The sequence below is a fragment of the Streptomyces sp. NPDC017529 genome (genome assembly GCF_044329785.1).
Lineage (GTDB): Bacteria > Actinomycetota > Actinomycetes > Streptomycetales > Streptomycetaceae > Streptomyces.
This window is the reverse complement of record NZ_JBIRJY010000007.1, coordinates 139,009-165,461: the sequence shown is the minus strand read 5'-3', so window position 1 is coordinate 165,461 and position 26,453 is coordinate 139,009. Positions and strand designations below refer to the sequence as shown.

Here is a 26,453-nt window from a genome sequence, read left to right as displayed (position 1 = left end):
CGGAGGAATGTTGTTGCCGCCCGGGGTGAGACTGGGGTCATGAGGACTGCATTCAGCGTGGACGTCGTGCGGGCGGCCGAGCGGGACCTGATGGCGCGGCTTCCCGAGGGGGCCCTGATGCAGCGGGCCGCGGCCGGACTGGCGGTGGCCTGCGCGGACCTGCTGGGACGGGTGTACGGGTCCCGGGTCGTGCTGCTCGTGGGCAGCGGCGACAACGGCGGCGACGCGCTGTACGCGGGCGCCAGGCTGGCGCGGCGCGGCGCGGGCGTACGCGCCGTCCTGCTGTCGCCCGACCGGGCCCACGCGGGCGGCCTGGCGGCGCTGCGGGCGGCCGGCGGCCGGGTGTCCGGCGACGCCCTGGCCGACATCGCGCGCGCCGACCTCGTCGTGGACGGCATCGTCGGCATCGGCGGCAAGGGCGGGCTGCGCCCGGAGGCGGCCCGGCTGGCCGAGGCCGCGCGGCAGGCCGTGGTGGTCTCCGTCGACCTGCCGAGCGGGGTGGACGCGGACACCGGCGAGGTGCCGGGCGAGGCGGTGCGCGCCGACGCGACGGTGACCTTCGGCGCGTACAAGCCGGGGCTGTTCGTCGACCCGGCGCGCGAGTACGCGGGCGCGCTGCGGCTGGTGGACATCGGCCTGGAGCTGCCCGCCGCCCCTGAGGCCGAGGCGTTGCAGTACGCCGACGTGGCGGACCTGCTGCCGCGCCCCTCGGCGGAGAGCGACAAGTACCGGCGCGGCGTGGTGGGCGTGGTGGCGGGCTCCGCGCGCTATCCGGGCGCCGCGGTGCTCGCGGTCGCGGGGGCGCTGCGGGGCGGCGCCGGGGCCGTACGGTACGTCGGCCCGGCCGCCGACGCGGTCCTCGCCGAGTTCCCGGAGACGCTGGTGCACGCGGGGCCGCCGTCGAAGGCGGGCCGGGTCCAGGCGTGGGTGATCGGCCCCGGCATCGGCGACGACTCCGGCGCCATGGCGGACGTCCTCGACTCCGCCGTGCCGGTCCTGGTGGACGCCGACGGGCTGCGCTTCCTGGACCCCGCGCGGGTACGGGACCGGGACGCGCCCACCCTGCTGACGCCGCACGCGGGGGAGGCCGCCGCGCTGCTCGGCGCCGACCGTACGGAGGTCGAGGCGGCCCGCCTGCGCTCCGTACGGGAGCTGGCCGGGCGGTACGGCGCCACGGCGCTCCTGAAGGGCTCCGCGACCCTCGTCGCCGACGCGGCGGGCGGCCCGGTACGCGCCAACCCCACCGGCACGGGCTGGCTGGCCACGGCAGGCAGCGGCGACGTGCTGTCCGGCCTCACCGGCTCGCTCCTGGCCACCGGCCTGCCCGCGCGCGACGCGGCCGCCGTCGGCGCGTACCTGCACGGCCTCGCCGCCCGGCTGGCGGCCACCCCGGACGGCGCGCCGATCCTGGCGACGGACGTGGCGGGGGCGCTGGGGGAGGCGTGGCGGGAAGTGGGCCGGTACTGAGAGGAGAAGCCCCCGCCACCGGGCGACGCCCGGCACCTCGCCGCCCCACCGGTAACACCCGGCGCACATACCCCGCCGGCCCGATCATCCGTCCTGAGACACTGGGCGGATGAACCAGACAGCCATGCGCGCCCGCGCGGCCATCGACCTCGCCGCGGTGCGCTCCAACGTGCGCGCGCTGCGGGCCCGCGCGCCCCGGGCCGAGCTGATGGCCGTGGTGAAGTCCGACGGCTACGGCCACGGCGCGGTGCGGTGCGGCCGCGCCGCGCGGGAGGCCGGGGCGTCATGGCTGGGCACCGCCCTTCCCGAGGAGGCGTTCGCGCTGCGCGCCGCGGGCGACACCGGCCGGCTGATGTGCTGGCTGTGGACGCCGGGCGGGCCCTGGCGGCAGGCGGTCGAGGAGGACGTCGACGTGTCGGTCAGCGCCATGTGGGCGCTGCGCGAGGTCGCGGACGCGGCGCGGGCGTGCGGCCGTACCGCCCGTGTCCAGCTCAAGGTGGACACGGGCCTGGGCCGCAGCGGCTGCCAGCCCGCCGACTGGCCCGAGCTGGTCGCCGCGGCGCGCGCGGCGGAGGCCGAGGGCGCGGTCCGGGTCACCGGCGTCTGGTCGCACTTCGCCTGCGCCGACGAGCCGGGCCACCCCTCCATCGACGCCCAGCTCGCGGTCTTCGCCGAGGCGCGTGCGGTGGCCGAGCGCGCGGGTCTGGACCCCGAGGTGTACCACCACGCCAACACCCCGGCGCTGCTCAGCCTCCCCCAGGCGCACTTCGACCTGGTCCGCGCCGGGATCGGCGTCTACGGCGTCTCGCCCAGCCCCGAAATGGGCGTGCCGGAGGACTACGGGCTGCGGCCGGTGATGACGCTGGAGGCGTCGCTCGCGTCGGTCAAACGGGTGCCGGGCGGCCACGGCGTCTCGTACGGGCACCACTACACGACGTCCGGCGACACCACGCTCGCCCTCGTCCCGCTCGGCTACGCCGACGGCATCCCCCGGCATGCGTCGGGCAGCGGACCGGTACTGGTTGCGGGCAAATGGCGGACGGTCGCCGGAAGAATCGCGATGGATCAGTTTGTGGTCGATCTTGGCGGGGACCCGGCCCAGGTGGGAGACGTGGCTGTGCTGTTCGGCCCGGGCGACCGGGGCGAGCCGACCGCCGAGGACTGGGCGCGTGCGACGGGAACCATCGGGTACGAAATCGTCACGCGGATCGGTACCCGGGTGCCACGCGTCTATGTTGACGAGCGCGCGGACACGGGGAGCGGTACATGAGCGACAGGACGGGGGCGGCCGCCGACACCGCGATCGACGCGGTGGACGCGGCCGCGGAAGCGGCCACGGCGGTCGGCAGCTGGACACGGGCGGGACGGCACGCGGGCATCGCGGGCGCCGCCATCGGAGTGGTGGCGGCGGGTGCCGCGGCGGGCGTGGCCATAGAACGGCTCACGGTCGGCCGGGGCATGCGGCGCAGGGCGCGGCTCGCGCTGGACTCGGCGGGCCCCTACGGGACGCTGCGCGGCACGCCGGGCACGACGCCGGCCGAGGACGGCACCGAGCTGTACTACGAGATCGACGAGCCGGGGGGCGGCAAGGGCGGCGGTGCGCGCCGTAAGCGGCTGCTGGGAATGCCGGGGCGCCGCTCCGAAGCGCCCACGGTCGTCTTCAGCCACGGCTACTGCCTCAACCAGGACTCCTGGCACTTCCAGCGCGCGGCCCTGCGCGGCGCGGTGCGCAGCGTCCACTGGGACCAGCGCAGCCACGGCCGCTCGGAGCGCGGCAGGGCCCAGCGCGACGGCTCCGAGCGGGTCACCATCGACCTGCTGGGCCGGGATCTGAAGGCGGTGCTGGACGCCACCGTGCCCGAAGGGCCGATCGTGCTGGTCGGGCACTCCATGGGCGGCATGACGGTGATGGCGCTGGCCGACCAGTTCCCCGAGTACGTGGCGGAGCGGGTCGTCGGCGTCGCGCTGATCGGCACCTCGGCAGGACGGCTGAGCGAGGTCGCCTTCGGTCTGCCGTCCCTGGGCGTCAAGGCGTTCCACCGCCTGGCGCCGGGCGTGCTCAAGGCACTGGGCGCGCAGAGCGAGCTGGTCGAGAAGGGCCGGCGGGCGACCGCCGACCTCTTCGCCGGGCTGGTCAAGCGCTACTCGTTCGGTACGCCGAAAGAGGTGGACCCGGGGGTGGCGCGGTTCGCGGAACGGATGATCGAGGCGACGCCGATCGACGTGGTCGCCGAGTTCTTCCCGGCCTTCGCCGTGCACGACAAGACCGAGGCGCTGGCCGCCTTCGACACCGTGCCGGCGCTGGTGCTGGCCGGCGACCGGGACCTGATCACCCCGTCCGACCACAGCGACACCATCGCCGGGCTGCTGCCGGCCGCCGAGTCGCGGTGCGAGGCGGGCGCGGGCCACCTGGTGATGCTGGAGCGCCCCGAGGTGGTCACCGGCCACCTGGAGGCGCTGATCGAACGGGCCGCGGCGACGGCGGCCGGGGCACGCTCGGCGCGGGCGTAGCGGGCGGCTCCCGCGGCTCGCGGGCGGGTTCGGAATGCCGACGGGGTGCGCCGTACCATCGGCGCATGAGCGCCACCGAGACATCCGTGCACGTAACCGTCAAGTCGCCCGCGCAGATGCAGGAGTTGGGCCGCAGGCTGGCCGGGCTGCTGCGGCCGGGGGACCTGGTGCTGCTGACCGGGGAGCTGGGAGCGGGCAAGACGACGCTCACCCGCGGGCTGGGCGAGGGCCTCGGCGTGCGCGGCGCGGTGACCTCGCCGACGTTCGTGATCGCGCGGGTGCACCCGCCGCTGACCGGCGGCCCGGCGCTGGTGCACGTGGACGCGTACCGGCTCGGCGGCGGGCTCGACGAGATGGAGGACCTGGACCTCGACGTGTCGCTGCCCGAGTCGGTGGTGGTCGTGGAGTGGGGCGACGGCAAGGTCGAGGAGCTGTCCGAGGACCGGCTGCACGTCGTCATCGAGCGCGCCGTGGGCGCGGACGCCCCGGGCCTGGCCGCCGGCGACGAGGCGGCGGACGTGGACGACGTACGCGAGGTCGCGGTCCGCGGCGTCGGCGCGCGCTGGGCGGCCGCGGACCTGACGGCGCTGGCGGCGTCCTAGCTCCCCGCCGGTTGCCCCGTAGTTTCCGACAAGCCGTCGGGAAGATGTTGCGCGCGCGGCGCCGAACGTGGTCACATGGGTGAAGAGAGAGCCGGTTAGGTCTGCCTAACTACGCCCGGTAGCCCAGGAGCCACGGGAGGCATCCATGTCGGCCCACCAGCCCGCCACCGCAGCGGTACGGCGCGACGGACGTGGTGCGTCCGAGCCGTCGCCGACCATGAACCAGCTGCTGGCGGCGTGCGCCGCGGCCAGCGCGGTGTCCACGCCCCCCGAGCCGCCCGCCCGTGCGGAAGCGGCGGAAGAAGACACGGAGGACGGCGCGCCGAAGGACGATGGCGCGCGCACGGACGACGGCGCGCGCGACGCCGCGTAAAAGCCCAGGTCGGCGGGGTGGTCCCTCAGGGAACGACGACGACCTTCGTCTCACCCAGCGCGAAGTCCCACATCGCGGCGCCGTCCTCACGGGTCTCCCGGATGCCGCCGGTCTTCTTCTTCGCGTTCGGGTCGGGCATCGAGCCGTCCACCGCCGCGCTGAAGCCGATCACCACGCCGTCGGCGACCGTGAAACGCACCACGTGCTCGATGGGGATGCCGTCCGAGCCCTTGACCTTCAGCGTCCGCCCGTTGACCTTGTACGTCCCCGGCGCGGGGGACACGCTGCTCGGCGTGACCTCGTAGGTCCGCTTCACCTTGCCGTCCCCCGTGACCAGCCACACCCGCTTCGCGCCGAGCGCGTAGACGACCCGCTCGCCCTGGCCCGAATCGGCGGGCAGCGCGGCCTCGGGCTTCGGCTTGCGCGCGCCGTCCCCGCCCTTGCCCGGCTCCGGGCTCGCGGAGGACGACGGGTGCTTGCCGGCGGTGGCGTGGTCGGGGGCCGAGGCGGACGCCTGGTAGGCGAGGAAGCCCACGGCGGCGAGCGCAACCGTGGTCAGAGCGGTGACGATCGAGCTGCTCTTTGCGGACACCGCCGTGCCACCTTTCGTACGCGCGTGACTACGGGTGACGGTAGCACCCGGCAAGGCATCCACGGCCGCGCCGTAGTCTTGGAGGCGTGCTGCTGCTTGCTCTGGACACCGCAACCCCCGCCGTCACCGTCGCCGTCCACGACGGCTCCCGCGTCCTCGCCGAGGAGCGCCAGGTGGACGCCCGCCGGCACGGCGAACTGCTGCTGCCCGCCGTCGACCGGGTGCTCGCCGAGGCCGGCGTGAAACTCGACGCGGTCAGCGACATCGTCGTCGGGGTCGGCCCCGGCCCGTACACGGGCCTGCGGGTCGGGCTCGTCACCGCCGCGACGTTCGGGGCCGCGCTCGACCTGCCGGTGCACGGCCTGTGCACGCTGGACGGCATCGCGTACGCCTCCGGCCTCGACGAGCCGTTCCTGGTGGCCACGGACGCCCGCCGCAAGGAGGTCTACTGGGCGCGCTACGCCGACGCCCGCACGCGGCTCACCGAACCCGCCGTCGACCGCCCGGCGGACATCGCCGACGAGGCCGGCGCGCTGCCGTCGGTGGGCGCGGGCGCGCTGCTGTACGCGGACACCTTCACCGGCGTACGGGACGGCGGCCCCGAGCACCAGTCCGCCGGCGCGCTCGCCGCGCTGGCCGCCGAGAAGCTCGCGCGCGGCGAGGAACTGCTGGCGCCGCAGCCGCTGTACCTGCGCCGCCCGGACGCGCAGGTGCCCGCCAACTACAAGGTGGTCACCCCGAAGTGACGGCACGGGTGGCTGCCGCGGAGGGCACACGGGACGGCGCCGTACTCCGCGAGATGCGCTGGTGGGACATCGCGCCGGTCCTGGACCTGGAGCGCGAGCTGTTCCCCGAGGACGCCTGGTCGGCGGGGATGTTCTGGTCCGAGCTGGCGCACGCGCGCGGGCCCGCCGCCAACCGCCGCTACCTCGTCGCCGAACTGGACGGCCGCCTGGTCGGCTACGGCGGCCTCGCCGCCGTCGACGGCACCGGCGACATCCAGACCATCGCCACCGCCCGCGACCAGTGGGGCTCCGGCCTCGGCGCGCGGCTGCTGACCGAGCTGCTGTCCGCCGCGACCGCCTTCGAATGCGCCGAGGTGCTGCTCGAAGTACGCGTCGACAACACGCGGGCGCAGCGCCTGTACGAACGGTTCGGCTTCGAACCGATCGGATTCCGGCGCGGCTACTACCAACCGGGCAACGTCGACGCCCTCGTCATGCGCCGCACCACCGAGTCCCCCTCCGAATCCCCGGCCGATTCCTCCCTCGAAGCGGCCGACGACACCCCTTCCGCACCCCCCGCACAAGGAACCCGGACCCATGGCTGACGAACCCCTCGTTCTCGGCATCGAGACCTCCTGCGACGAGACCGGGGTCGGCATCGTGCGCGGCCACACGCTCCTCGCGGACGCCGTCGCCTCCAGCGTCGACGAGCACGCGCGCTTCGGCGGCGTCGTCCCGGAAGTGGCCTCGCGCGCGCACCTGGAGGCGATGGTCCCCACCATCCAGCGCGCCCTGAAGGAGGCCGGCGTCGCGGCGTCCGACCTCGACGGCATCGCGGTCACCGCGGGCCCCGGCCTGGCGGGCGCCCTGCTCGTCGGCGTCTCGGCCGCCAAGGCGTACGCCTACGCCCTCGGCAAGCCGCTCTACGGCGTCAACCACCTCGCCTCCCACATCTGCGTCGACCAGCTCGAACACGGCGCGCTGCCCGAGCCGACCATGGCCCTGCTGGTCTCCGGCGGCCACTCCTCCCTCCTGCTCGCCCCCGACATCACCTCGGACGTACGCCCCCTCGGCTCGACCATCGACGACGCGGCGGGCGAGGCGTTCGACAAGGTCGCCCGCGTCCTGAACCTGGGCTTCCCGGGCGGCCCGGTCATCGACCGCTACGCACGCGAGGGCGACCCGGACGCGATCCGCTTCCCGCGCGGCCTGACGGGCTCGCGCGACCCGGTCTACGACTTCTCCTTCTCCGGCCTCAAGACCGCCGTCGCCCGCTGGATCGAGGCCAAGCGCGCGGCGGGCGAGGAGGTCCCGGTCGCGGACGTCGCGGCGTCCTTCCAGGAGGCGGTCGTCGACGTCCTGACCCGCAAGGCGGTACGCGCCTGCAAGGACAACGGCGTCGACCACCTGATGATCGGCGGTGGCGTCGCGGCCAACTCCCGCCTGCGCGCGCTGGCCCAGCACCGATGCGAGAAGGCGGGCATCACCCTGCGCGTCCCCCGCCCCAAGCTCTGCACCGACAACGGCGCCATGGTCGCGGCCCTCGGCGCCGAGATGGTCGCCCGCAACCGCCCCGCCTCCGCCTGGGACCTCCCGGCGGACTCCTCCCTCCCGGTAACGGAACCGCACGTACCGGGCCCGGTCCACGCCGACCACACGCACGACCACGGCCATGGTCACGACCACGACCACTTCCACGAGCTGAGCAAGGACAACCTGTACTCGTAGGGGGAAGGACGCTGCGGCAGGTTTTCCGGCACATGCCGCGCCACTCGTTCGCACGAAGCGCCCCGGATCCCGCTGGCTACTCTGGGCCCACGGCCCAGAATCCCGCCCATGGGAGAACCGATGACCGCCAGTGCCTCCGAACACCCCCTCATCCCGCAGCCGCCGGCGTCGATCACGCTGCTCCGCGATGCTGTGGCGCAGATCGCCCCTGCGGCCCTGCCCGCGTTCGCCCGGGAGCTCTCTCGGGCCGCCGATCAGGCCCGGCAGGGGGCCGATCTGCTGCCGTTGCGGCGCTTCACGACCCAGTGGGCCGTCTACGTCCACATCCAGCGTCACCCCAAGATCGCAGCCAGGTTCCGGGAGCTGGAGGATCTGGCCGCGGCCGCCGACAACGCTGACGAGGCCCGTAGCGCTGCGGCCGAACTCGGCCGCATCCTGGACGCCGCCCACGCCGCCGTGGCGCAGGAAGCGTCTTGAGGGAGAACTGGGGCTGGGAGTACGACCCCGGCTCCCAGCTCGTCGAACTGCTGAGGAAGCCCTCCCCTCCCTCCCCCTGACGTCAGGTCATACCCTGGCCGCAAGTGACAAAAGTGGTGACGGGGGGGGCAGGCTGTGAACTGGGTCTGGTGGGTGTTCGCGTTTTTCATGGCGGGGGGTTTCGCCAAGGTCGTCGATGTGGGGCGGAAGGCGATGGGTACGCGGCACGCGCGGAAGATGGAGCGGCTGGAGAGCGTGCGGCGGGAGCGGCTGGAGCTGGAGGCGGCGCAGCGGCCGCCGGAGCCGGTGTGCGGGTGTACGCATCATCTGGCCAAGCACGACAAGCAGGGCAAGTGCCATGAGGTGACGCAGGTTCCGACGGCTTGGGACGCGGAGAAGAAGCCGGTCAGGTACGAGCCGGGGCAGTGCACCTGCCAGCAGTACGTCGGCCCGCAGCCCCTGTCGCAGGTGTTCGCGGAGGAGCTGACGGACCGCGCGTAGCCGCGTCAGGCGGTGGGGGCCGCCCGGCCCAGGAGCATCGTGGGGGCGCCCGCCACCCGCGTCAGGAAGATGACGCAGGAGTGCGGGCCGGAGAGTTTCAGTTTCTTGCGCAGGTCGTCGGGTTCGACGGCCGAGCCGCGCTTCTTGATGACGGCGACGCCGATGCCGCGTTCGCGCAGCAGCGCCTTGAGCTTCTTGACGTTGAAGGGCAGCGTGTCGGTGATCTCGTAGGCGGTGGCGTACGGGGTCGGCCGGTGCTCGTCCGCGGTGACGTAGGCGATGGTGGGGTCGATCAGGCGGCCGTCCACCTGATGGGCGACCTCGGTGACGAGGTGGGCGCGGATGACGGCGCCGTCCGGTTCGTACAGCCAGCGGCCGACCGGGCCGGGTTCGGGGTCGGGCAGGCCGGTGCCGAGCAGGGTGTGTCCGGCGGGGAGCAGGGTGGCGGCGCGCGCGCCCGGGGTGGTGCCGAACCACAGGACGGCTTCCTTCACGTCGCCGCCGTCGGAGATCCACTCCGCCTCGGCCTCGTCCGGGATGATCTCGTGCGGAATGCCCGGCGCGATCTTGAGGGCCGCGTGCGGGGCCGTACGGGCGGCCTGTACGGCCCAGGACAGCGGCGGCGAGTATGCCTCGGGGTCGAAGATCCGGCCGCCGCGCCCGCCCCGGCCACCGCGCCGCGCCGGGTCGACGAACACCGCGTCGTACCCGGCGGTGTCCACCTCGGTGACATCGGCGCAGCGCACCTCGATCCGGTCGGCGAGCCCCAGCGCTTCGGCGTTGGCGCGGGCCGCGGCGCAGGTCAGGGGGTCGCGGTCGACGGCCAGGACATGGATTCCGGCGCGGGCGAGCGCGATCGCGTCGCCGCCGATGCCGGAGCACAGGTCGGCGAGGGAGCGGACGCCGAGGGCGGCGAGGCGGGCGGCCCGGTGGCGGGCGACCGTGCTGCGGGTGGACTGCTCGACGCCGTTGGGCGTGAAGTACATGCGTGCGGCGTCCGCGCCGAACTTCGCCGCGGCGCGCTGCCGCAGCCGCGCCTGGCCCAGCGCGGCGGAGACCAGCTGCGCGGGGTGGTCGCGCCGCAGCCGGGTCGCGGTCGCCAGCTCGTCGGCCGGGTCGTGGTCGCGCAGTCCGGCCAGCAGCGCCTGCCCTTCGGGCGTGTGCAGCGCGGAGAAGGAGTCGAGGTCGTTCGCCTGGTTCACCCGGCCCATTGTGGGCCAGGGGGAGGGGAGTGCGGCGGGGCGGTCCGGGAAGCGCCCTAGCCGCGCGTGCGGCGGGCGCGGCGTCCGTGGCCGGCGCCTCCCCGGTCGGCGTGCCCCGGCAGCGCCGCCTCCACACGCGGCGTGGCCTGTGTCGCGTCCGGGTCGGCCACCCGCGCGCGTCGGCGACGCGCGCCGTCCCGCCCGCCCGGCAGCGCCGCTACCGGCTCGCGCCGCCGCTGCGCGCTGTCGCTGATACGGATGAGCAGCGCCACCATCACCCAGTTCGCGACGAGCGACGACCCGCCCTTGGCCAGGAACGGCAGCGCCTTGCCGGTCAGCGGTATCAGGCCGGTGACGCCGCCGGAGACGACGAAGACCTGGAGGAGCAGCGCGCCGGCCAGGCCCACGGCCAGCAGCTTGCCGAAGGGGTCGCGGGCGGTGAGGCCGACGCGCAGGCCGCGCTGCGCGAGCAGGACGTACAGGAGCAGTACGGCCATCACTCCGGCCAGGCCCAGTTCCTCGCCGACGGTGGTGAGGATGAAGTCGCTGTTGCCGGCGAAGCCGATCAGTTCGGGGTGGCCCTGGCCCAGGCCGGTGCCGCCGATGCCGCCGCTGCCGAAGCTGAACAGCGCCTGCGCGGCCTGGTCGGACTGTAGGCCCGGGGGCCGCTCGCTCTTGGGCAGGAAGATGTCCATGGGGTGCAGCCAGGCCATGACACGGCCTTTGACGTGCGGTTCGGTCGTGCCGACGACGGCGGCGCCGACCACGGCCATCGCCAGGCCGCACAGCACCCAGCTGGTGCGTTCGGTGGCCATGTAGAGCGTGATCACGAAGAGGCCGAAGAAGATCAGCGAGGTGCCGAGGTCGCGTTCGAAGACCAGCACCAGGAGGCTGATGATCCAGATGGTGAAGATCGGCCCGAGCTGGCGTCCGGGCGGCAGCTGGACGCCCAGGACGCGGCGTCCGGTGAGCGCGAGCGCGTCGCGGTTCGCGGTCAGGTATCCGGCGAAGAACACCGCGATCATGATCTTCACGAACTCGCCGGGCTGGAGTGACAGCGGCCCGACGAAGATCCACCGCTTGGCGCCGTACGTGTCGCCGGGAAAGAACGCCGGGGCCATCAGCAGCACCAGCGCGACCGCCATCGTCAGGTAGATGTAGCGCTGGAGGAAGCGGTGGTCGCGCAGCAGCATCAGCACGGCTATGCAGACCGCCACCCCGATCACCGTCCACACCAGCTGGCCGCCGGCGGCCGGGGCCATGTGCAGGCTGGGCTTGGCCGCGTACGTGTAGTCGAGGCGGTGCAGCAGCACCAGGCCGATGCCGGTGAGCAGGGTGGCGAGCGGCAGGATCAGCGGGTCGGCGCGCTGCGCGAAGCGGCGGATGACCAGGTGCGGGACGAGCGCCATGAAGAACATGGCGGCGGCGAAGCGGGGCAGCCCGGCCGGCAGCCGGCCGTTCATCGACAGGCCGGTGTACGCGTACCCGAAGACCGTGATCAGGACCGCGAGGCCGAGCAGCCACATCTCCGTGCGCCGCCGGTCGGGGGCCTGGGCCAGGGCGGCGAACGTCATCGTGCGCTCGGCGTCGCTCTCCGGCCCCTCGGGGGGCCGCAGCGAGCTCGTCAGTCCACGCACGGGATGCCTCCGCCATCGATCATGGGAGCCGTCTGCCCGGAACCTTGCGCCCCGGAACCGGACTCGGCCGTCGAGGAGGAAGACGAGGGGGCCGGTGACAGGGTTCCCGCAGGTGAGCGAGGTGTGACGGGTCCGGCACCCGGACCGGAAGAGGCTTCGGGCGAGGCGGCGGCGCCGGCGGCGGGCCCGATCTGCCGGGCGACCAGCCGCCGTATCTTGTCCGGATCCACCCGGTTCACGTCCTCCCCCTGGTGCTTGGCGAACCCCTCCACGGGCAGCGTGCTGAATCGTACGTTCCCGCCCGAAAGGTTCTTCGCCTGTTTGACGAACGACAGCAGGTCCCAGCCCTCGTCGATCACCAGGTCCTGCTTGGCCGCATCCATCAGTCTGACCAGCCGCAGCGGGTCGGTGAAGGTGCCGGCCGAGTTCAGCTTGTGCGTGGCGGAGGCCAGGAACGCCTGCTGGCGGCGCGTACGGTCCAGGTCGCCCGCGGCCAGGCCGTGCCGCTGCCGTACGAAGGCCAGCGACTGCGGCCCGTCGAGCGTCTGCCGCCCGGCCGGGAAGTCGGCACCCGAGTACCGGTCCTCGACCGCGTGCTTCAGGCACACCGGCACACCGTCGAGCGCGTCCGCGAGGTGCAGGAAACCCACCAAGCTGACCTCGGCGAAGTGATCGACCGGCACGCCGAGGAAGTTCCGTACCGTCTCGATCTCCGCCCGGCGGCCCGCCTCCCGCCCCTCGCGCTCCAGCCGGTCGCGGTCGGTGACGCCCTGCCGCGCGAGCCGGCCCTCCGCCGCGGCCTTGGCCAGCCCGTACGCCTTCTTGATCTTGTCCTTGCCGTGTCCCGGAATGTCCACGAGATCGTCGCGCGGTATGGAGAACGCGGTGGCCCGCCCGCCACCCCCAGGCACATGCAGCAATATCAGGGTGTTGGTGTTGTACCCGCCGATATCGGACGAGGCGCCCGCGTGCAGCTTCTCCAGCACGTCCTTCGGCAGATCGCCGCCGTTCCGGTCCCTGCGGCTGTCCAGTCCCATCAACAGGATGTTGACCGCCCCGCCGGACGACCGCGGCGCCCCGTCGCCGAGCGCCCGCGACGAGCCGATCCGCCCGGCCAGGTCCTGGTAGAAGTACCAACCCGCACCGGCAGTGCACAGCAGGAGCACACAGCCCCAGAGCGCCGCCCCGCGCAGGACACGGCGCCGCGGTCTGCGCCGGCGCCCCTGCGGGCGCAGTACGTCCGGGGTGGTGAGCCTGCGACGGTGCTTCATCCGGACAGACTGGCCGGACGGCGCTGAAGGAAGCCTGAAGGTCCTGAAGGCGCGTTCAGGACCGCGCGGGCACGGGAAGGGCGGCCACGAAACGAGCACCGGACCGGCCGCCCGCCCGGCCCCGCACGGTCAGGTCCCCGCCGTGCGCGCGGGCGATCTCGCGCGCGATCGCCAGGCCCAGCCCGGTGCCGCCGCTCTCCCGGTCGCGCGCGGCGTCGAGGCGGGCGAAGCGCTCGAAGACCTGCTCCCGGCTCCCCTCGGGAACACCGGGCCCGTCGTCCTCGACCGCCAAGAACCCCGACCGGCCACCGGCCCACGCCACGACCCGCACCTCCGACGCCGCATAGCGCAGCGCGTTGTCGACCAGATTGGTCAGCAGACGCTCCAACTGCGCCGGATCACCCCGTACAGGCACCGGCTCGCCCGCCACGACCACCAGCCGCGGCCCGTGCGCCCCCGGCCGCCGCGCGGCCTCCTCGGCGGCGAGCAGCGCCAGGTCCACCGGTTCCGCCGCCCGCGGGGCATGCGCGTCGAGCCGGGCGAGCAGCAGCAGGTCCGCGGCGATCCGCTGAAGGCGTTCGGTGTCGCGCAGCGCGGCGCGTACGGACGCGGACGGCCCGGCGGCCGCGAGAGCCACCTCCAAGCGGGAGCGCACCGCCGCGATCGGGTTGCGCAGCTCGTGCGAAGCGTCGGCGACGAACTGGCGCTGCCGGGTGACGGCCTGCTCCAGCCGGTCCAGGGTGGCGTTGACCGTACGGGCCAGCAGCGCGATCTCGTCGGCGCCCGCCGGGTCCGGCACCCGCCGGTCCAGCTCACTCTCACTGACGGCGGCCAGCTCCCTCCTGATGGCGGTGACCGGGCGCAGCGCGAGCCCGGTGACCGCCCAGGCGATCGCGGCGGCCAGCGCGATCAGCGGCGGGGCACTGGCGAGCAGGGCGACGCCGATGGCGTGCGTGGCGTCGTCCACGTCCGAAAGGACCGTCACGGCGTACACGTACCGCTCCTGCCCGCTGCCGCCGGGCGGCGCGGCGCGCACCACCACCACGTCCGCGCGCGAGCCGCCCGCGGCGGCGGCCGGGGCGCCGCTGACGACGCGGTCGGCGGAGTCCTGCCCGTACGGCGGCCGGAAGCCCGTCAGCTCGGCGGCGAGAGGATCGGCGGAACGCAGACTCGTGGCGACGACCCGGCCCGCCGCGTCGAGGACCAGCACCAGGTCGACACCGTCCGCCGGCGAGGACAGCACCTCGGGGAGAGCGCCCGTGTCCGCCTGCGCCGCGACCTTGCGGGCGGCGACCTCGGTGCGGCTGGTGGTGTTGTCCAGGAGGTTGGCGCGCAGCATCACATAGAGCCAGCCGCCGCCGGCGGCCAGCACGCAGGCCATCGCCAAGGCGGCGGCCGCGGCGGCGCGCCCCCGCATGGAGCGGAGCCCCGGCACCCGGGGGTCAGTCGTCACCGGGCGCCATCCGGTACCCCCTGCCGTGCACGGTACGGATCGAATGGCGGCCGAACGGCGTGTCGATCTTCCGCCGCAGGGAGGAGACGTACACCTCGACGATGTTGGGATCGATGTCGGCCGGCGAGTCCCAGACCTCGTCGAGGATGTCCCGCTTGGCGACCGCCTGGCCGTCGCCCGCCATGAGACAGCGCAGCACGGCCAGTTCGCGGGCGGTCAGCTCGATCTCGGCGTCGCCGCGCCGGCAGCGCCGGGCGTCGGCGTCCAGGGTGAGGTCGCCGCACTGGAGCGTACGGGGGCGCTCGGCGGCCCGGCCGCGCCGGGTGAGGGCGCGCAACCTGGCGAGCAGCACGACGAAGGAGAACGGCTTGGTGAGGTAGTCGTCGGCGCCCGCGTCCAGGCCCTCGGCCACGTCGTACTCGCCGTCCTTGGCGGTCAGCATCAGTACGGGCGTCCAGTCGTCCTGCCGCCGCAGCCGCCCACAGATCTCGAACCCGCTGGGACCGGGAAGCATGACGTCCAGCACGATCGCGTCGTACGCCCCGCTGAGCGCCAGCTCCAGCCCACGGTGACCGTCGTGGGCAACATCCACCCAGTGCCCCTCGGCAGCCAGCCCCCGCCGCAACGAGTCGGCCAGCCCCGCTTCATCCTCGACGACCAGTATCCGCATGGTCCCATTGTGGAGGTTTGTACGCCGATGACGGGGCCATGCAACCGGGTTGGTGCGCGGCTGATGATCTTTTTCTTCCCCGTCCCCTGCGCGGCCCCGACCTCCAACGAAACCAGCGCACCCCCGCGCAGAGCGCAAAGCCCGCGCCCAGCGCGACACCGCCCCGCACGCGAGGGTTGCGCCCCCAGACACCTGGGCAGGACGTCACGGGCCGCACCCCCCACGCAACACGCGCCGCAAGGCGCATTGGCACTCCGCTTGACCGAGTGCTAACCGCGTCATAGTCTCGGCTCTGGCACTCTCCACCGGGGAGTGCCAAACACAGCGACGGGCAGGTCCGGCACCCGCGACGACGGATCCACCTGGTCGCCACCTCAGACAGTTAACCCCGTGAGATCTCCGAAGGGGGAGGTCGGATCGTGACGACCGCCAGCTCCAAGGTTGCCATCAAGCCGCTTGAGGACCGCATCGTGGTCCAGCCGCTCGACGCCGAGCAGACCACGGCTTCGGGCCTGGTCATTCCGGACACTGCCAAGGAGAAGCCCCAGGAGGGCGTCGTCCTGGCCGTGGGCCCGGGCCGCTTCGAGGACGGCAACCGTCTTCCGCTCGACGTGACCGTCGGCGACGTCGTGCTCTACAGCAAGTACGGCGGCACCGAGGTGAAGTACAACGGCGAGGAGTACCTCGTTCTCTCGGCTCGCGACGTGCTCGCGATCGTCGAGAAGTAATTCACCGAAGATTGCCTTGATCTGCGCCCCTGGTTCCCGCGTCTAAACAACCGGTCGCCCGGGGCGCAGTTCGTTGGAGAGAACGACTAAGGACACGTAACTCATGGCGAAGATCCTGAAGTTCGACGAGGACGCCCGTCGCGCCCTTGAGCGCGGCGTCAACAAGCTTGCCGACACCGTGAAGGTGACGATCGGCCCCAAGGGCCGCAACGTCGTCATCGACAAGAAGTTCGGCGCCCCGACCATCACCAACGACGGTGTCACCATCGCCCGCGAGGTCGAGGTCGACGACCCGTACGAGAACCTCGGCGCGCAGCTGGTGAAGGAGGTGGCGACCAAGACCAACGACATCGCTGGTGACGGCACCACCACCGCCACCGTGCTGGCCCAGGCGCTGGTGCGCGAGGGTCTGCGCAACGTCGCCGCCGGTGCTTCCCCGGCCGCCCTGAAGAAGGGCATCGACGCCGCGGTCAAGGCCGTGTCCGAGGACCTCCTCGCGACCGCCCGCCCGATCGACGAGAAGTCCGACATCGCCGCCGTCGCCGGTCTGTCCGCCCAGGACAAGCAGGTCGGCGAGCTGATCGCCGAGGCGATGGACAAGGTCGGCAAGGACGGTGTCATCACCGTCGAGGAGTCCAACACCTTCGGCCTGGAGCTGGACTTCACCGAGGGCATGGCCTTCGACAAGGGCTACCTGTCGCCGTACATGGTCACCGACCAGGAGCGCATGGAAGCGGTCCTGGAGGACCCGTACATCCTCATCCACCAGGGCAAGATCGGTTCGATCCAGGACCTGCTGCCGCTGCTGGAGAAGGTCATCCAGGCCGGCTCCTCCAAGCCGCTGCTGATCATCGCCGAGGACGTCGAGGGCGAGGCCCTGTCGACGCTGGTCGTCAACAAGATCCGCGGCACCTTCAACGCCGTCGCCGTCAAGGCGCCCGGCTTCGGTGACCGCCGCAAGGCGATGCTGGGCGACATGGCCGCGCTGACCGGCGCGACCGTCATCGCCGAAGAGGTCGGCCTCAAGCTGGACCAGGCCGGTCTGGACGTGCTGGGCACCGCCCGCCGCGTGACCGTCACCAAGGACGACACCACCATCGTCGACGGTGGCGGCAAGTCCGAGGACGTCGAGGGCCGCGTCAACCAGATCAAGGCCGAGATCGAGTCCACCGACTCGGACTGGGACCGCGAGAAGCTCCAGGAGCGCCTGGCGAAGCTGGCCGGCGGCGTCTGCGTGATCCGCGTGGGTGCGGCCACCGAGGTCGAGCTCAAGGAGAAGAAGCACCGTCTGGAGGACGCCATCTCCGCGACCCGCGCCGCGGTCGAGGAGGGCATCGTCTCCGGTGGTGGCTCCGCTCTGGTGCACGCCGCCAAGGTGCTGGAGGGTTCGCTCGGCAAGGAGGGTGACGAGGCCACCGGTGTCGCCGTCGTCCGCCGTGCCGCCGTCGAGCCGCTGCGCTGGATCGCGGAGAACGCCGGTCTTGAGGGCTACGTCATCACCTCGAAGGTGGCGGAGCTGGACAAGAACCAGGGCTTCAACGCCGCGACCGGCGAGTACGGCGACCTGGTGAAGGCCGGCGTCATCGACCCGGTCAAGGTCACCCGTTCCGCGCTGGAGAACGCCGCGTCGATCGCCTCGCTGCTGCTCACGACCGAGACCCTGGTCGTCGAGAAGCCGGCCGAGGAGGAGCCCGAGGCCGGTCACGGCCACGGCCACGCCCACTGAGGCAGCTCACAGCCGTTCGAGGCCCGGTCCCCTTCCGAGGGGGCCGGGCCTCGTCCCGTTCTCACGCCGAGTGGCCGAGATCCGCGGGGTGTACCGGGTCGGCGAACGGCAGCCCTCCGGCGTAGCGCTCGATCTCGTCCAGGGCGTGGTCGGCCATGCGGTGGAGCTCGCCGCCGAGGGAACCGGCGATGTGCGGGGTGAGCAGGACGTTCGGGAGGTCGTACAGGGGAGAAGCGGCGGCCGGGACCGGCGGGTCGGTCACGTCCAGTACGGCGTTGAGGCGGCCGGAGACGAGTTCGGGCAGCAGCGCCGCCTCGTCCACCAGCGCACCTCGGGCGGTGTTGACCAGAGTGGCGCCGTCGGGCATGAAGCCCAGCTGGCGTGCGCCGAGCAGGTGGTGGGTGGCGGGCAGTTCGGGCGCGTGCACGGTGACCACGTCGGAGGTGGCGCAGAGGTCGTCCAGGGGGGCGAGGGTGACGCCGAGGCGGCCGGCTTCGGCCTCGTCCACGTACGGGTCGTGGAGGAGGACCCGCAGGTCGAAGGGGCGCAGGAGTGCGATGACGCGGCGGCCGATGCGGGAGGCGCCGATGACGCCCACGGTACGGCGGTGGTTTCCGGCGCCCGCCAGCTCTCGGTGCCAGTTGTGGGGGGCGCGCAGCGCGCGGTAGCGGTGCGCGGTGTGCAGGACGCGCTTGTTGGCGAAGAGGATCGCGGCGAGGGTGTATTCGGCGACGGGCAGCGCGTTGGCTGCCGCGGCTGAGGAAACGGCGATGCCGCGGTCCCAACAGGCGCTGGTGACATGGGGTTTGACGCTTCCGCCGGCGTGGACGACGGCGCGCAGGCGCGGAGCCCGGTCGAGGACGGCCGCGGTCAGCGGGGCGGTTCCCCACGACGTCAGCAGGACTTCGGCGTCGGCCAGCGCGGCGGCCACGGCCGGGGACGGGTCGGCCAAGTCGTGGGCGACCAGGCGTGGGTCGGTACGGGCCAGGGCCGTCAGGCGGGCGCGGTGATGCTCGGCGAACAGCCGCCCGGCGAGGCCCGGTTCCATGGCGAGGAGCAGGGCGGGGCGGGATCGTGCCTGGTCGGCGGGGTTGTCAGTGGTGTGGTGCATGGTGGAAGCGTGCTCCTGGTCCGGGGGTGTCATTTGACGCTTCCGGCGGCGAGTCCGGCCTTCCAGTGCCGCTGGAGGGTCACGAAGGCGACGATCAGGGGGAGGACGGCGAGGAGGGAGCCGGTGACGACGAGGGGGTAGAAGGACGGCTCGCCGTGGGCGTTGCCGTGCCAGGCGTAGAGGCCGAGGCTCACGGGGAAGAGCCGCTGGTCGGAGAGCATCACCAGGGGGAGGAAGAAGTTGTTCCAGATCGCGGTGAACTGGAAGAGGAAGACGGTCGTCAGGCCCGGCATCACCATCCGCAGGCCGATGGACCAGAAGACGCGCAGCTCGCCCGCACCGTCGATACGGGCGGCTTCGAGCGCCTCCTCCGGGATATGGCCGGCACTGAAGACCCGCGCGAGGTAGACGCCGAACGGGTTGACGAGTACGGGCACCAGCACCGACCAGTAGGTGTTGACGACGCCGGTCCTGCCGGCCAGCAGGTAGAGGGGGAGCGCCAGCGCCGTGGTGGGGACCAGGACGCCGAGCAGGACGACGCCGAACAGCCGCTCCTTGCCGGGGAACGTGTACTTGTCGAAGGCGTAGCCGGCGGCCACGCAGAGCAGGGCGCACAGCGCGGCACCGGCGCCCGCGTACAGCAGGCTGTTGGCGTACCACCGGAAATAGATGCCGTCGCCCTCCGCCGCGAGGCGGGAGAGGTTGCCGGCCAGGTCGAAGCCCTCGAAGGACAGGGCGTCGCCGGCCAGCAGGCCGCCCGCGTCCTTGGTGGCGGCGGTGACCAGCCAGACGAGGGGGAAGAGCGTGTAGAGGACGGCGAGGACGAGTGCCGCGTTGACGGCGGCGGGGGAGAGCCAGCGGCTGCGGGAGCGGCGGGCGGCGGCGCGTACGGACGGAGTGCGGGCCGGGCGTACGGGTACCGGGGCCGCCGGTCCGGCGACGGCGGTGCGGGGCGGGGGCGCCATCAGGGCCTGCTCTTCGGGTGGGCGAGCGGGGGACGGGGCGAAGCCAGGGGGTGGCGGCCGGGCCGGGGGGACCGGCGGGAGAGGCGGGTGACGAAGAAGGACAGCAGCGCGGCGGCGAGGGCGAGCAGGACGGACGAGGCGGCGGCGAGGCCGTAGTCGTTGCGGGCGAAGGCGGCGGTGTACGCGTACATGTTCGGCGTCCAGGAGGAGGTGACGGCGGAGCCGGAGCCCTGGTTGAGGATCAGCGGCTCGGTGAAGAGCTGGAGCGAGCCGATGACGGTGAAGAGCGCGACCATGACGAGGGAGGAACGGATGAGGGGGACCTTGATACCGGTCGCGACGCGCCAGGCGCCCGCGCCGTCCACCGTCGCGGCCTCGATCACCGAGCGGTCGATGGCCTGGAGGGCGGCGTAGAAGATGACCATGTTGTAGCCGAGCCACTCCCACAGCGCGATGTTGACGACGGCGGGCAGGGCGCCGGACGGGGAGAGGAAGTCGAAGCCGAGGCCGCCGGACTCCATCGCGTTCACGACCGGGCTGAGCCTGGGGGTGTAGAGATACACCCAGATCAGTGCGGCGATGATGCCCGGCACGGCGTGCGGCAGGAACAGTGCCAGCTGGAAGAAGCGCCGGGCGCGGGCCAGCGCGGAGTCCAGCAGCAGGGCCAGCGCCAGCGCGCCGGCGAGCAGGAGGGGGATGTAGAGGGCGCAGTAGCCGAGGAGGACGAGGAAGCCGTCGCGGAAGGCGTGGTCGCCGAGCGCCGCCGCGTAGTTGCCGAGTCCGCTGAAGACCGTGTGCGTACCGCCGAAGCCGAGCCCGGACTGCTTCTCGGTGAAGAGGCTGAGCCAGACCGCGTAGCCGATCGGGACGACCATGACCACCGTGAACAGGAGGAAGAAGGGGGCGAGCAGGACGGCCGCGGCGCGCGCTGTGGCGCTCACCGGCCCGTGACCTTCAGGCCGCGCTTCTTCAGCTCGCGCACCGTCGCGTCGCTGCCCGCCCGTACGGCGGCGGCGAGCGAGCCGCCACCGCCGCCCGCCACCTTGCCGAACTCGTCCTTGAGCGTGGTGTTCGTGGTGCTGGTCGCCGGGCCCCAGCCCCAGTTCCCGTTGACCGAGGCCGCCGCGTCGTCGAAGAGGGCGTAGACGTCCTGGCCGCCGTAGTAGCGGGTGTCGAAGGCCTTCCTGGCGACCGGGCGCAGGGCCGTGGCGGCCGGGTACGGGCTGGACTGGCCGGAGGAGAGCCGGGCCTCGACGGCCTTGGGCGAGGTGGACATCCAGGCCGCGAACTTCACCGCGGCCTCGGTGTGGCGGCTGTTCCTGGTCACGGCCGTCGTGGAGCCGCCGAGCATGCCGCTGGCGGGCTTGCCGTCCCAGCTCGGTACGGGGGCGGCGGCCCACTTGCCGCTCTGGTCCGGCAGCGTTCCCTTCAGCACGCCCGCGCCCCAGGAGGCGCCGAGGTAGCCGACGGTGCCGCCGGACTTGAGCGAGTTGGTCCACTCGGGGCTGAACGAGACGTGGGTGTGCACGAGGTCGTCCTTGAGGAGGCCCTGCCAGTAGTCGGTGACCTTCCTGGTCGCCGGGTCGGTGGTGGTCAGCTTCCAGGAGTCGCCCTCGGTGGCGAACCAGTGGGCGCCGGCCTGCCAGGCCATCGCCTCGAAGGTGGTCGGGTCGTCGGGGAAGAACGTGCCGAGGCGGGCCTTCGGGTCGGCCTTCTTCGCCGCGGTCGCGGCGGTGCGGAAGCCGTCCCAGGTCCGCGGCACCTTGATCTTGTGCTGGGTGAAGAAGTCCTTGCGGTAGTAGTAGACCTGCGGCGCGGCGTCGAAGGGCACGGCCCAGCTCATGCCGCCGAGGGTGGTCAGCCGGACGGCCTGCGGCAGCAGCTGCTTCTTCAGGCCGGGCGTCACGTACCGGCTGATGTCCTGGATCGCGCCCTGGCTGACGAACTCGGGGAGCGTCGGGTATTCGATGCTGACCAGGTCGGGCGCGTTGCCCGCCTTGACCGCGTTGGAGATCTTGGCGTAGCCGCCCGCGGTGCCGGAGGGGATCTCCTCGAACTTCACGGTGATGCCGTGGTGGGTGGCGTTGTACGCGTCCACGGCCTGCTTGGTGCCCTTGGTCCAGCCCCAGTACGTGAGGGTCACGGGGCCTTCGCTCCCTGCGGCGCCGCTGCTGCCGCCGCAGGCCGTCAGCAGGGCGAGGGCGGTGAGGCCGCCGGCGAGCGCGCGGGACGTTCTGCTCCGACTGAGGCTCATGACGAGGCTCCTGAGCGGGTGAAGGGGGCGGCGCGAAGGGGGTGGCCGCGATCCGCGATCCTTGGGTGGGCTCTGAGCGAAGTCAAGAGCGAAAGATTGATTGATCGAAAAAAGAACAGGATCGGGGGAGGCGGACGGCGGACCGGGGGCATCAGCCGGTGGCGCCGCCACCGGTGCCGGCCCCCGCGCCGCACGAGGCCCGTACGCGCAGCGTCGGCAGCAGGGTGACGTGGCGGCGCGGCGCCGGTTCGGCGGCGGGGTCCGCGTCCGGCACCGAACCGGCGCCGGCGGCCGGAACCACGCCCGCACCCCCACCCATACCCCTGTCCGTCCCCCCGCCTCCGGCCCCTTCCGCCCGCTCCCTCAGCCGTTCCAGCAGCAAGCGCGCGGCCTGCCGGCCCACTTCGCGCTTCGGCGGCGCCACCGCCGTCAGCGGCGTGTCGGCGAGCGCCGCCACCTCGTCGTCGTAAGCGACCAGCGCCAGGTCGCGCGGTACCCGTACGCCCAGCTCCGCGAGCCGCTGCACCATCCGGATCGCGTCCACGTCGTTGTGCACCAGCGCCGCCGTCGCCGCCCCCGAGGACACCGCCGACCGCAGCTCCTGCACGGCCCGCTCGAACCCCTCCGGGTCCCGGTCGGCCGGCACCGAGCCGATCACCGGCCGCGGCCCCCGCACTCCGAGGGCCCGCAGCGCCGCCGCGTACCCCTCGCGCACCGCCAGCGCCGTCGGGCTGTCGGCGCGGGCCACCAGCAGCGGCGCCGCGTGCCCCTGCCCGGTCAGGTGGCGCAGCGCCAGCAACACCCCGTGGGTGTGGTCGGAGCACACCCGGTCCAGTCCGGCCAGCGGGCCGCCCGGTGGCACGCTCCGCTCCAACAGGACGACCGGTACGGGGAGTTCGGCGATCCAGTCGCTGTAGGCGGCCTGGTCCCCGGGGCCGCGCCAGCCCGGCGCGACGAGCAGTCCCTCGGCCCCGGCCGCCAGCAGGCCCGCGGCGCGCGCCGGGTCCTCCGCCGGGCGGTAGTCGCAGATCCGCAGGACCAGCCTGGCCCCGGCCGGCGCCGCGGCCTCGTGGGCGCCGCGGATCACGTCGGCGAAGTAGTACGTGGCCGAGGGGGCCAGCAGGCCCAGCACCAGGTCCTCGGCGTCCGGGCCGCGCCCGCCGCCCGGCCGGTCGCGCCGCCGCGGCCAGGACACCGAACCGTGCACCCGGTCGAGCAGGCCCCTGCCGGTCAGCGCCTCGACGTCGCGCCGTACGGTCACGGGCGAGACGCCGAGCTGGTCGGCCAGGTCGGTGACGCGGGCCGAGCCCCGCCGCCGTACCAGGGACAGCAGACGGTCCTGACGTTGCACAGCACGCTCGCGCACGGCGGCAGCCCCCTCGCGGTGTGGTGGCCCGGTGACGGCCGGGGCGGCGGCCGTCACCGGGCCGGTCCCCAAGACGAAGACGCACCCTAGCCGAGGGTGATCGAACGGCCCATCGATCGATCGTTCGATCTTGCCCTATTGACGATCGAACGTGCCGAGTTCAGGATTTTCGCGACGCCGTCCGTAAGGAAAACACCATGTCCGTGCCGTCATTACCGCTCCCCGCCGGCCTCGCGGCCGCCCGCCTTCCCGAGGACCGTGAGCGCAGCCCGTACACCGGCTGGACCCGCGCACACTGGGAAACCGCGGCCGACAGCCTCCTGGGAGCGGTCGTCCCGTACGCCTCGCCCCGCAATGGCCTGATCAACCTGCCGGGGGCGCGCCCCAGTTGGGCCGGGCCGCGCTCCGACGGCCTCGAAGGGTACGCCCGCACCTTCCTGGCGGCGGCGTTCCGGGTGGCCGGCGACGGCGGCCGGGACCCGCACGGCCACCTCGCCCGGTACGCCGAAGGTCTCGCCGCGGGCACCGAGCACCCGGTGACCGAGCCGGGCCTCGGCGGCCGCCACCCCGACGCGTGGCCGGTCGTGCCCGACACCCACCAGGCCATCGTCGAATCCGCCTCCGTCGCCCTCGGGCTGCGGCTGACCCGCCCCTGGCTGTGGGACACGCTGGACGACAAGGTCCGCGCACGGGCCGTGGACTGGCTGCTGCCCGCCCTCGACCCGCCGCCCATCGACAACAACTGGTGGCTGTTCGGCCTCACCGTCGGCGGCTTCCTCCTCGACGCGGGCATCGAGACGGAACGCGCGCAGGCGTCCGTCGACCGCGCGCTGGACCGGATCGAGGGCTGGTACCGGGGCGAGGGCTGGTACAGCGACGGCGACAACCAGGCGTTCGACCACTACAACGGCTGGGCGCTGCACTTCTACCCCGTCCTGCACGCCCACCTCTCCGGCGACCGCGCACTGCTGGACACCTACGGCGAGCGGCTGTGCGCGCACCTCGACGGATTCCGCCGCATGTTCGACGCCAACGGCGCGCCGATACCGTTCGGCCGCTCGCTCACGTACCGCTTCGCCGCCCTCGCCGCCCCCTGGGCCGGCGCGCTCACCGGCCACACCCCGCTCGGCCCCGGCGCCACCCGCCGCCTGGCCTCCGGCACGCTCCGGCACTTCCTGGAGCGCGGCGCCGTCACATCCGACGGGCTGCTGCCACTCGGCTGGTACGGCCCGTACGCGCCCTTCCTCCAGGGCTACTCCGGACCGGCCTCCCCCTACTGGGCGTCCAAGGGCCTCCTCGGCCTGCTGCTCCCCGCCGACCACCCGGTGTGGACCGAGCGCGAGGAACCGCTGCCCGCCGAGACCGCGGACGCCGTCACGGCGCTGCGCGCGCCGGGCCTGCTCGTCCAGTCCACCAAGGCCGACGGGCTGGTCAGGCTGCACAATCACGGCAGCAGTTCGGTCTTCGGCCCGAACGACCCGCACTACGCGCGGTTCGCCTACTCGACGCGTACGGGCCCCTCGGCCGCGGAGAGCGCAGGGACCACCGCGGACACGTCCGCCAACCCCGGCTCGGACACCACCCCCGCCGAGACCCCGGACAACCACTTCGCGCTGCTCGTGGACGGCGCGCCCACCGGCCGCGGACCGGTCGAACCGCGCGGCAGCGGCCCCGGGTGGGCCGCCTCGGCGCACACCCCGCACCGCGCGGACGGCACCGAACTCGCCGGCGTACGGGTGCTGTCCGCGACCCTGGCGCACGGCCGCGCCGAGGTGCGCGTCCACCTCGTCACCGGCGCCGCCCCCGGCACGGCCGTACGGCAGACCGGCTGGGCCGTCACGGACGACGGGCCGGCCGCCCAGCTCCACGCCGTGTACGGCTTCGCCAGGAATTCCGGGCAGGCCCGGACCGTGCCGACCGGCAGTACGCCGTTCGGGGAGCACTCCCGCACCGCCTGCCTCGACGGCACGGTGCCGGACGCTCCCGAAGGCGCCCTCTTCATCTCGCTCGCCTCGCTCACCGCCGAGCCCGCACCCGCGCCCGTGGACAAGCTGGCCGAAGTCCGGCTCACCGGGCCCTACGACATCCACGTGACCTGGGAGGACGGCACCACCAACGCCCTGTCCCTCACCGCGGACACCGCCACCGCGCCGTAAGTGCCCGTTCGTGCCGGTGGTTTACGGGCCGTGACGCCGGGCCGCGCGCCGCGCGTGCCTGGCCCACGGCCCGTACCGCACCCACGGCCCGTACTCCGGCGTGTCACTGGGGACCGTACTTGCGTCCCGTCTTCGACGTGATGCCGCCGAGGAGATTGCGCGGCGCCAGCTTCGCCACGCCCATCAGCGCCTTGTAGCGCGGGTCCGGGATCGACAGCGACTTGCCGCGCGCCAGGTCCTTCATCGCCGCGGCCACCAGCTTGTCGGCGTCCAGCCACATCCAGTCGGGGATGCTGTCCGTCCCCATCCCGGCCCGCTCGTGGAACTCGGTCCGCACGAAGCCGGGGCACAGCGCCATCAGCCGTACGTTGCTGCCCGCCAGGTCGCGGGCGGCGCCCTGCGTGAACTGCACGACCCACGCCTTGCTCGCCCCGTACGTGCCGCGCGGCACGAACGCGGCCACCGAGGCGACGTTGACGACCCCGCCGCGGCGCCGCTCGCGCATCCCCTTGAGCGCCGCCGACGTCAGCCGCAGCACCGCCTCGCAGTGCACCTTGAGCATCGTGAGCTCGTCGGCCATCGGCACGTCCAGGAATTCACCCTTGTTGCCGAAGCCCGCGTTGTTGACCAGCAGGTCCACCGGATGGGTGCGGTCGGCGAGCCGCTCCTCGACCGCGGCGATACCGTCGTCCGTCGCCAGGTCGGCGACCAGGACGGACGCCTCGACGCCGTGCCGGTCGTGCAGTTCGGTGGCCTGCTCGCGCAGCCGCTTCTCGTTGCGTGCCACGAGCACCAGGTTGTGGCCGTCACCCGCCAGCCGGCGGGCGAACGCGGCGCCGATGCCCGCCGTCGCTCCCGTAATCAATGCAGTCGTCATACGGGCACGCTATCCGCATACGGGCACGCCATCCGCCCCGGCCGGTACACCAGGACGGGCA

25 protein-coding genes are annotated in these 26,453 nt (G+C 73.3%); 13 read left to right on the top strand and 12 right to left on the bottom strand.

What is annotated here, in order from left to right:
• The first annotated feature begins 39 nt into the window (after positions 1 to 39).
• The 5 genes from ACH4K4_RS20270 to ACH4K4_RS20250 all read left to right on the top strand — a co-directional run bounded on the left by ACH4K4_RS20270 (position 40) and on the right by ACH4K4_RS20250 (position 4,953).
• Positions 40 to 1,467 (top strand): NAD(P)H-hydrate dehydratase, encoded by a 1,428-nt coding sequence (locus tag ACH4K4_RS20270; RefSeq protein WP_398168932.1) that lies wholly within the window; start codon positions 40 to 42, stop codon positions 1,465 to 1,467.
• A gap of 109 nt (positions 1,468 to 1,576) precedes the next feature.
• Complete coding sequence (alr, locus tag ACH4K4_RS20265) at positions 1,577 to 2,737, top strand: alanine racemase (protein ID WP_398168930.1); 1,161 nt, start codon at positions 1,577 to 1,579, stop codon at positions 2,735 to 2,737.
• Positions 2,734 to 3,978 carry an alpha/beta fold hydrolase gene (locus ACH4K4_RS20260; protein ID WP_398168929.1) on the top strand — a complete coding sequence of 415 codons (1,245 nt, stop codon included), beginning with the start codon at positions 2,734 to 2,736 and terminating at the stop codon, positions 3,976 to 3,978. Before alr ends, ACH4K4_RS20260 begins: the two co-directional genes overlap by 4 nt.
• Positions 3,979 to 4,043: 65 nt before the next feature.
• Positions 4,044 to 4,580 carry a tRNA (adenosine(37)-N6)-threonylcarbamoyltransferase complex ATPase subunit type 1 TsaE gene (gene tsaE / locus ACH4K4_RS20255; RefSeq protein ID WP_398168927.1) on the top strand — a complete coding sequence of 179 codons (537 nt, stop codon included), beginning with the start codon at positions 4,044 to 4,046 and terminating at the stop codon, positions 4,578 to 4,580.
• Between the two features lie 145 nt (positions 4,581 to 4,725).
• The gene (locus ACH4K4_RS20250; protein WP_398168925.1) at positions 4,726 to 4,953 is read left to right on the top strand and encodes a hypothetical protein; all 228 of its coding nucleotides are present in this window, start codon (positions 4,726 to 4,728) and stop codon (positions 4,951 to 4,953) included.
• A 25-nt stretch (positions 4,954 to 4,978) separates the two neighbouring features.
• Here ACH4K4_RS20250 and ACH4K4_RS20245 read toward each other — a convergent pair whose 3' ends face one another.
• The gene (locus ACH4K4_RS20245; RefSeq protein ID WP_398168923.1) at positions 4,979 to 5,545 is read right to left on the bottom strand and encodes a hypothetical protein; all 567 of its coding nucleotides are present in this window, start codon (positions 5,543 to 5,545) and stop codon (positions 4,979 to 4,981) included.
• A gap of 86 nt (positions 5,546 to 5,631) precedes the next feature.
• Here ACH4K4_RS20245 and tsaB point away from each other — a divergent pair, with 86 nt between their 5' ends.
• From tsaB to ACH4K4_RS20220, 5 genes are all read left to right on the top strand, one after another.
• Positions 5,632 to 6,291, top strand: a complete 660-nt coding sequence (gene tsaB / locus ACH4K4_RS20240; protein WP_398168921.1) for a tRNA (adenosine(37)-N6)-threonylcarbamoyltransferase complex dimerization subunit type 1 TsaB — start codon at positions 5,632 to 5,634, stop codon at positions 6,289 to 6,291.
• Between the two features lie 53 nt (positions 6,292 to 6,344).
• The gene (gene rimI / locus ACH4K4_RS20235) at positions 6,345 to 6,875 is read left to right on the top strand and encodes a ribosomal protein S18-alanine N-acetyltransferase (protein WP_398169203.1); all 531 of its coding nucleotides are present in this window, start codon (positions 6,345 to 6,347) and stop codon (positions 6,873 to 6,875) included.
• Positions 6,868 to 7,998: a tRNA (adenosine(37)-N6)-threonylcarbamoyltransferase complex transferase subunit TsaD gene (gene tsaD, locus ACH4K4_RS20230; protein WP_398168919.1), complete on the top strand. Its 1,131-nt coding sequence runs from the start codon at positions 6,868 to 6,870 to the stop codon at positions 7,996 to 7,998. The genes rimI and tsaD overlap by 8 nt, the downstream gene beginning before the upstream one ends.
• A 120-nt stretch (positions 7,999 to 8,118) precedes the next feature.
• Positions 8,119 to 8,475, top strand: coding sequence for a hypothetical protein (locus tag ACH4K4_RS20225; RefSeq protein WP_398169202.1), 357 nt, complete (start codon positions 8,119 to 8,121; stop codon positions 8,473 to 8,475).
• A 135-nt stretch (positions 8,476 to 8,610) separates the two neighbouring features.
• Positions 8,611 to 8,976, top strand: a complete 366-nt coding sequence (locus ACH4K4_RS20220) for a hypothetical protein (RefSeq protein WP_398168918.1) — start codon at positions 8,611 to 8,613, stop codon at positions 8,974 to 8,976.
• Between the two features lie 5 nt (positions 8,977 to 8,981).
• On the opposite strand, the gene ACH4K4_RS20215 is transcribed toward ACH4K4_RS20220, so the two are convergent.
• From ACH4K4_RS20215 to ACH4K4_RS20195, 5 genes are read right to left on the bottom strand one after another with little or no spacing between them, the layout of a single operon-like run.
• Complete coding sequence (locus ACH4K4_RS20215; RefSeq protein WP_398168917.1) at positions 8,982 to 10,187, bottom strand: methyltransferase domain-containing protein; 1,206 nt, start codon at positions 10,185 to 10,187, stop codon at positions 8,982 to 8,984.
• Between the two features lie 47 nt (positions 10,188 to 10,234).
• Entirely contained in the window at positions 10,235 to 11,752 is a 1,518-nt protein-coding gene (locus ACH4K4_RS20210; RefSeq protein ID WP_398169201.1) for an FtsW/RodA/SpoVE family cell cycle protein, read from the bottom strand.
• A 50-nt stretch (positions 11,753 to 11,802) separates the two neighbouring features.
• On the bottom strand, positions 11,803 to 13,086 hold the full coding sequence (locus ACH4K4_RS20205) for an LCP family protein (protein ID WP_398168916.1): 1,284 nt from the start codon (positions 13,084 to 13,086) through the stop codon (positions 11,803 to 11,805).
• A 55-nt stretch (positions 13,087 to 13,141) separates the two neighbouring features.
• Entirely contained in the window at positions 13,142 to 14,539 is a 1,398-nt protein-coding gene (locus ACH4K4_RS20200; RefSeq protein WP_398168915.1) for a sensor histidine kinase, read from the bottom strand.
• Positions 14,529 to 15,209, bottom strand: coding sequence for a response regulator transcription factor (locus tag ACH4K4_RS20195; protein WP_398168914.1), 681 nt, complete (start codon positions 15,207 to 15,209; stop codon positions 14,529 to 14,531). The genes ACH4K4_RS20200 and ACH4K4_RS20195 overlap by 11 nt, the downstream gene beginning before the upstream one ends.
• Positions 15,210 to 15,628: 419 nt before the next feature.
• On the opposite strand from ACH4K4_RS20195, the gene groES reads away from it, so the two are divergent.
• Positions 15,629 to 15,937: a co-chaperone GroES gene (groES, locus tag ACH4K4_RS20190; RefSeq protein WP_010986397.1), complete on the top strand. Its 309-nt coding sequence runs from the start codon at positions 15,629 to 15,631 to the stop codon at positions 15,935 to 15,937.
• Positions 15,938 to 16,040: 103 nt separating this feature from the next.
• The gene (gene groL / locus ACH4K4_RS20185) at positions 16,041 to 17,663 is read left to right on the top strand and encodes a chaperonin GroEL (protein ID WP_360124412.1); all 1,623 of its coding nucleotides are present in this window, start codon (positions 16,041 to 16,043) and stop codon (positions 17,661 to 17,663) included.
• Between the two features lie 61 nt (positions 17,664 to 17,724).
• On the opposite strand, the gene ACH4K4_RS20180 is transcribed toward groL, so the two are convergent.
• The 5 genes from ACH4K4_RS20180 to ACH4K4_RS20160 all read right to left on the bottom strand — a co-directional run bounded on the left by ACH4K4_RS20180 (position 17,725) and on the right by ACH4K4_RS20160 (position 23,359).
• Positions 17,725 to 18,774 carry a hydroxyacid dehydrogenase gene (locus ACH4K4_RS20180; RefSeq protein ID WP_398168912.1) on the bottom strand — a complete coding sequence of 350 codons (1,050 nt, stop codon included), beginning with the start codon at positions 18,772 to 18,774 and terminating at the stop codon, positions 17,725 to 17,727.
• A gap of 29 nt (positions 18,775 to 18,803) precedes the next feature.
• Entirely contained in the window at positions 18,804 to 19,739 is a 936-nt protein-coding gene (locus ACH4K4_RS20175) for a carbohydrate ABC transporter permease (protein ID WP_398168911.1), read from the bottom strand.
• Complete coding sequence (locus ACH4K4_RS20170) at positions 19,739 to 20,680, bottom strand: carbohydrate ABC transporter permease (RefSeq protein WP_398168910.1); 942 nt, start codon at positions 20,678 to 20,680, stop codon at positions 19,739 to 19,741. Before ACH4K4_RS20170 ends, ACH4K4_RS20175 begins: the two co-directional genes overlap by 1 nt.
• Positions 20,677 to 21,993, bottom strand: coding sequence for an ABC transporter substrate-binding protein (locus ACH4K4_RS20165; RefSeq protein WP_398168908.1), 1,317 nt, complete (start codon positions 21,991 to 21,993; stop codon positions 20,677 to 20,679). Before ACH4K4_RS20165 ends, ACH4K4_RS20170 begins: the two co-directional genes overlap by 4 nt.
• Before the next feature lie 151 nt (positions 21,994 to 22,144).
• Complete coding sequence (locus tag ACH4K4_RS20160; RefSeq protein WP_398168907.1) at positions 22,145 to 23,359, bottom strand: substrate-binding domain-containing protein; 1,215 nt, start codon at positions 23,357 to 23,359, stop codon at positions 22,145 to 22,147.
• Between the two features lie 197 nt (positions 23,360 to 23,556).
• On the opposite strand from ACH4K4_RS20160, the gene ACH4K4_RS20155 reads away from it, so the two are divergent.
• Positions 23,557 to 25,515 carry a DUF2264 domain-containing protein gene (locus ACH4K4_RS20155; RefSeq protein ID WP_398168905.1) on the top strand — a complete coding sequence of 653 codons (1,959 nt, stop codon included), beginning with the start codon at positions 23,557 to 23,559 and terminating at the stop codon, positions 25,513 to 25,515.
• Between the two features lie 103 nt (positions 25,516 to 25,618).
• Here the strand turns inward: ACH4K4_RS20155 and ACH4K4_RS20150 are convergent, their stop codons facing one another.
• Complete coding sequence (locus tag ACH4K4_RS20150; protein WP_398168904.1) at positions 25,619 to 26,392, bottom strand: SDR family NAD(P)-dependent oxidoreductase; 774 nt, start codon at positions 26,390 to 26,392, stop codon at positions 25,619 to 25,621.
• Between the last annotated feature and the right edge of the window lie 61 nt (positions 26,393 to 26,453).

What these genes read in the sequence shown, in the direction of transcription:
- ACH4K4_RS20270 (WP_398168932.1), top strand. Translation starts at nt 40, where the DNA reads ATGAGGACTGCATTCAGCGTGGACGTCGTGCGGGCGGCCGAGCGGGAC.
- tsaE (WP_398168927.1), top strand. Translation starts at nt 4,044, where the DNA reads ATGAGCGCCACCGAGACATCCGTGCACGTAACCGTCAAGTCGCCCGCG.
- ACH4K4_RS20225 (WP_398169202.1), top strand. Translation starts at nt 8,119, where the DNA reads ATGACCGCCAGTGCCTCCGAACACCCCCTCATCCCGCAGCCGCCGGCG.
- ACH4K4_RS20210 (WP_398169201.1), bottom strand. Translation starts at nt 11,752, where the DNA reads ATGACGTTCGCCGCCCTGGCCCAGGCCCCCGACCGGCGGCGCACGGAG.
- ACH4K4_RS20195 (WP_398168914.1), bottom strand. Translation starts at nt 15,209, where the DNA reads ATGCGGATACTGGTCGTCGAGGATGAAGCGGGGCTGGCCGACTCGTTG.
- alr (WP_398168930.1), top strand. Translation starts at nt 1,577, where the DNA reads ATGAACCAGACAGCCATGCGCGCCCGCGCGGCCATCGACCTCGCCGCG.
- rimI (WP_398169203.1), top strand. Translation starts at nt 6,345, where the DNA reads ATGCGCTGGTGGGACATCGCGCCGGTCCTGGACCTGGAGCGCGAGCTG.
- ACH4K4_RS20155 (WP_398168905.1), top strand. Translation starts at nt 23,557, where the DNA reads ATGTCCGTGCCGTCATTACCGCTCCCCGCCGGCCTCGCGGCCGCCCGC.
- groL (WP_360124412.1), top strand. Translation starts at nt 16,041, where the DNA reads ATGGCGAAGATCCTGAAGTTCGACGAGGACGCCCGTCGCGCCCTTGAG.
- ACH4K4_RS20175 (WP_398168911.1), bottom strand. Translation starts at nt 19,739, where the DNA reads ATGGCGCCCCCGCCCCGCACCGCCGTCGCCGGACCGGCGGCCCCGGTA.
- ACH4K4_RS20150 (WP_398168904.1), bottom strand. Translation starts at nt 26,392, where the DNA reads ATGACGACTGCATTGATTACGGGAGCGACGGCGGGCATCGGCGCCGCG.
- ACH4K4_RS20165 (WP_398168908.1), bottom strand. Translation starts at nt 21,993, where the DNA reads ATGAGCCTCAGTCGGAGCAGAACGTCCCGCGCGCTCGCCGGCGGCCTC.
- ACH4K4_RS20180 (WP_398168912.1), bottom strand. Translation starts at nt 18,774, where the DNA reads ATGCACCACACCACTGACAACCCCGCCGACCAGGCACGATCCCGCCCC.
- tsaD (WP_398168919.1), top strand. Translation starts at nt 6,868, where the DNA reads ATGGCTGACGAACCCCTCGTTCTCGGCATCGAGACCTCCTGCGACGAG.
- ACH4K4_RS20260 (WP_398168929.1), top strand. Translation starts at nt 2,734, where the DNA reads ATGAGCGACAGGACGGGGGCGGCCGCCGACACCGCGATCGACGCGGTG.
- ACH4K4_RS20250 (WP_398168925.1), top strand. Translation starts at nt 4,726, where the DNA reads ATGTCGGCCCACCAGCCCGCCACCGCAGCGGTACGGCGCGACGGACGT.
- ACH4K4_RS20205 (WP_398168916.1), bottom strand. Translation starts at nt 13,086, where the DNA reads ATGAAGCACCGTCGCAGGCTCACCACCCCGGACGTACTGCGCCCGCAG.
- ACH4K4_RS20215 (WP_398168917.1), bottom strand. Translation starts at nt 10,187, where the DNA reads ATGGGCCGGGTGAACCAGGCGAACGACCTCGACTCCTTCTCCGCGCTG.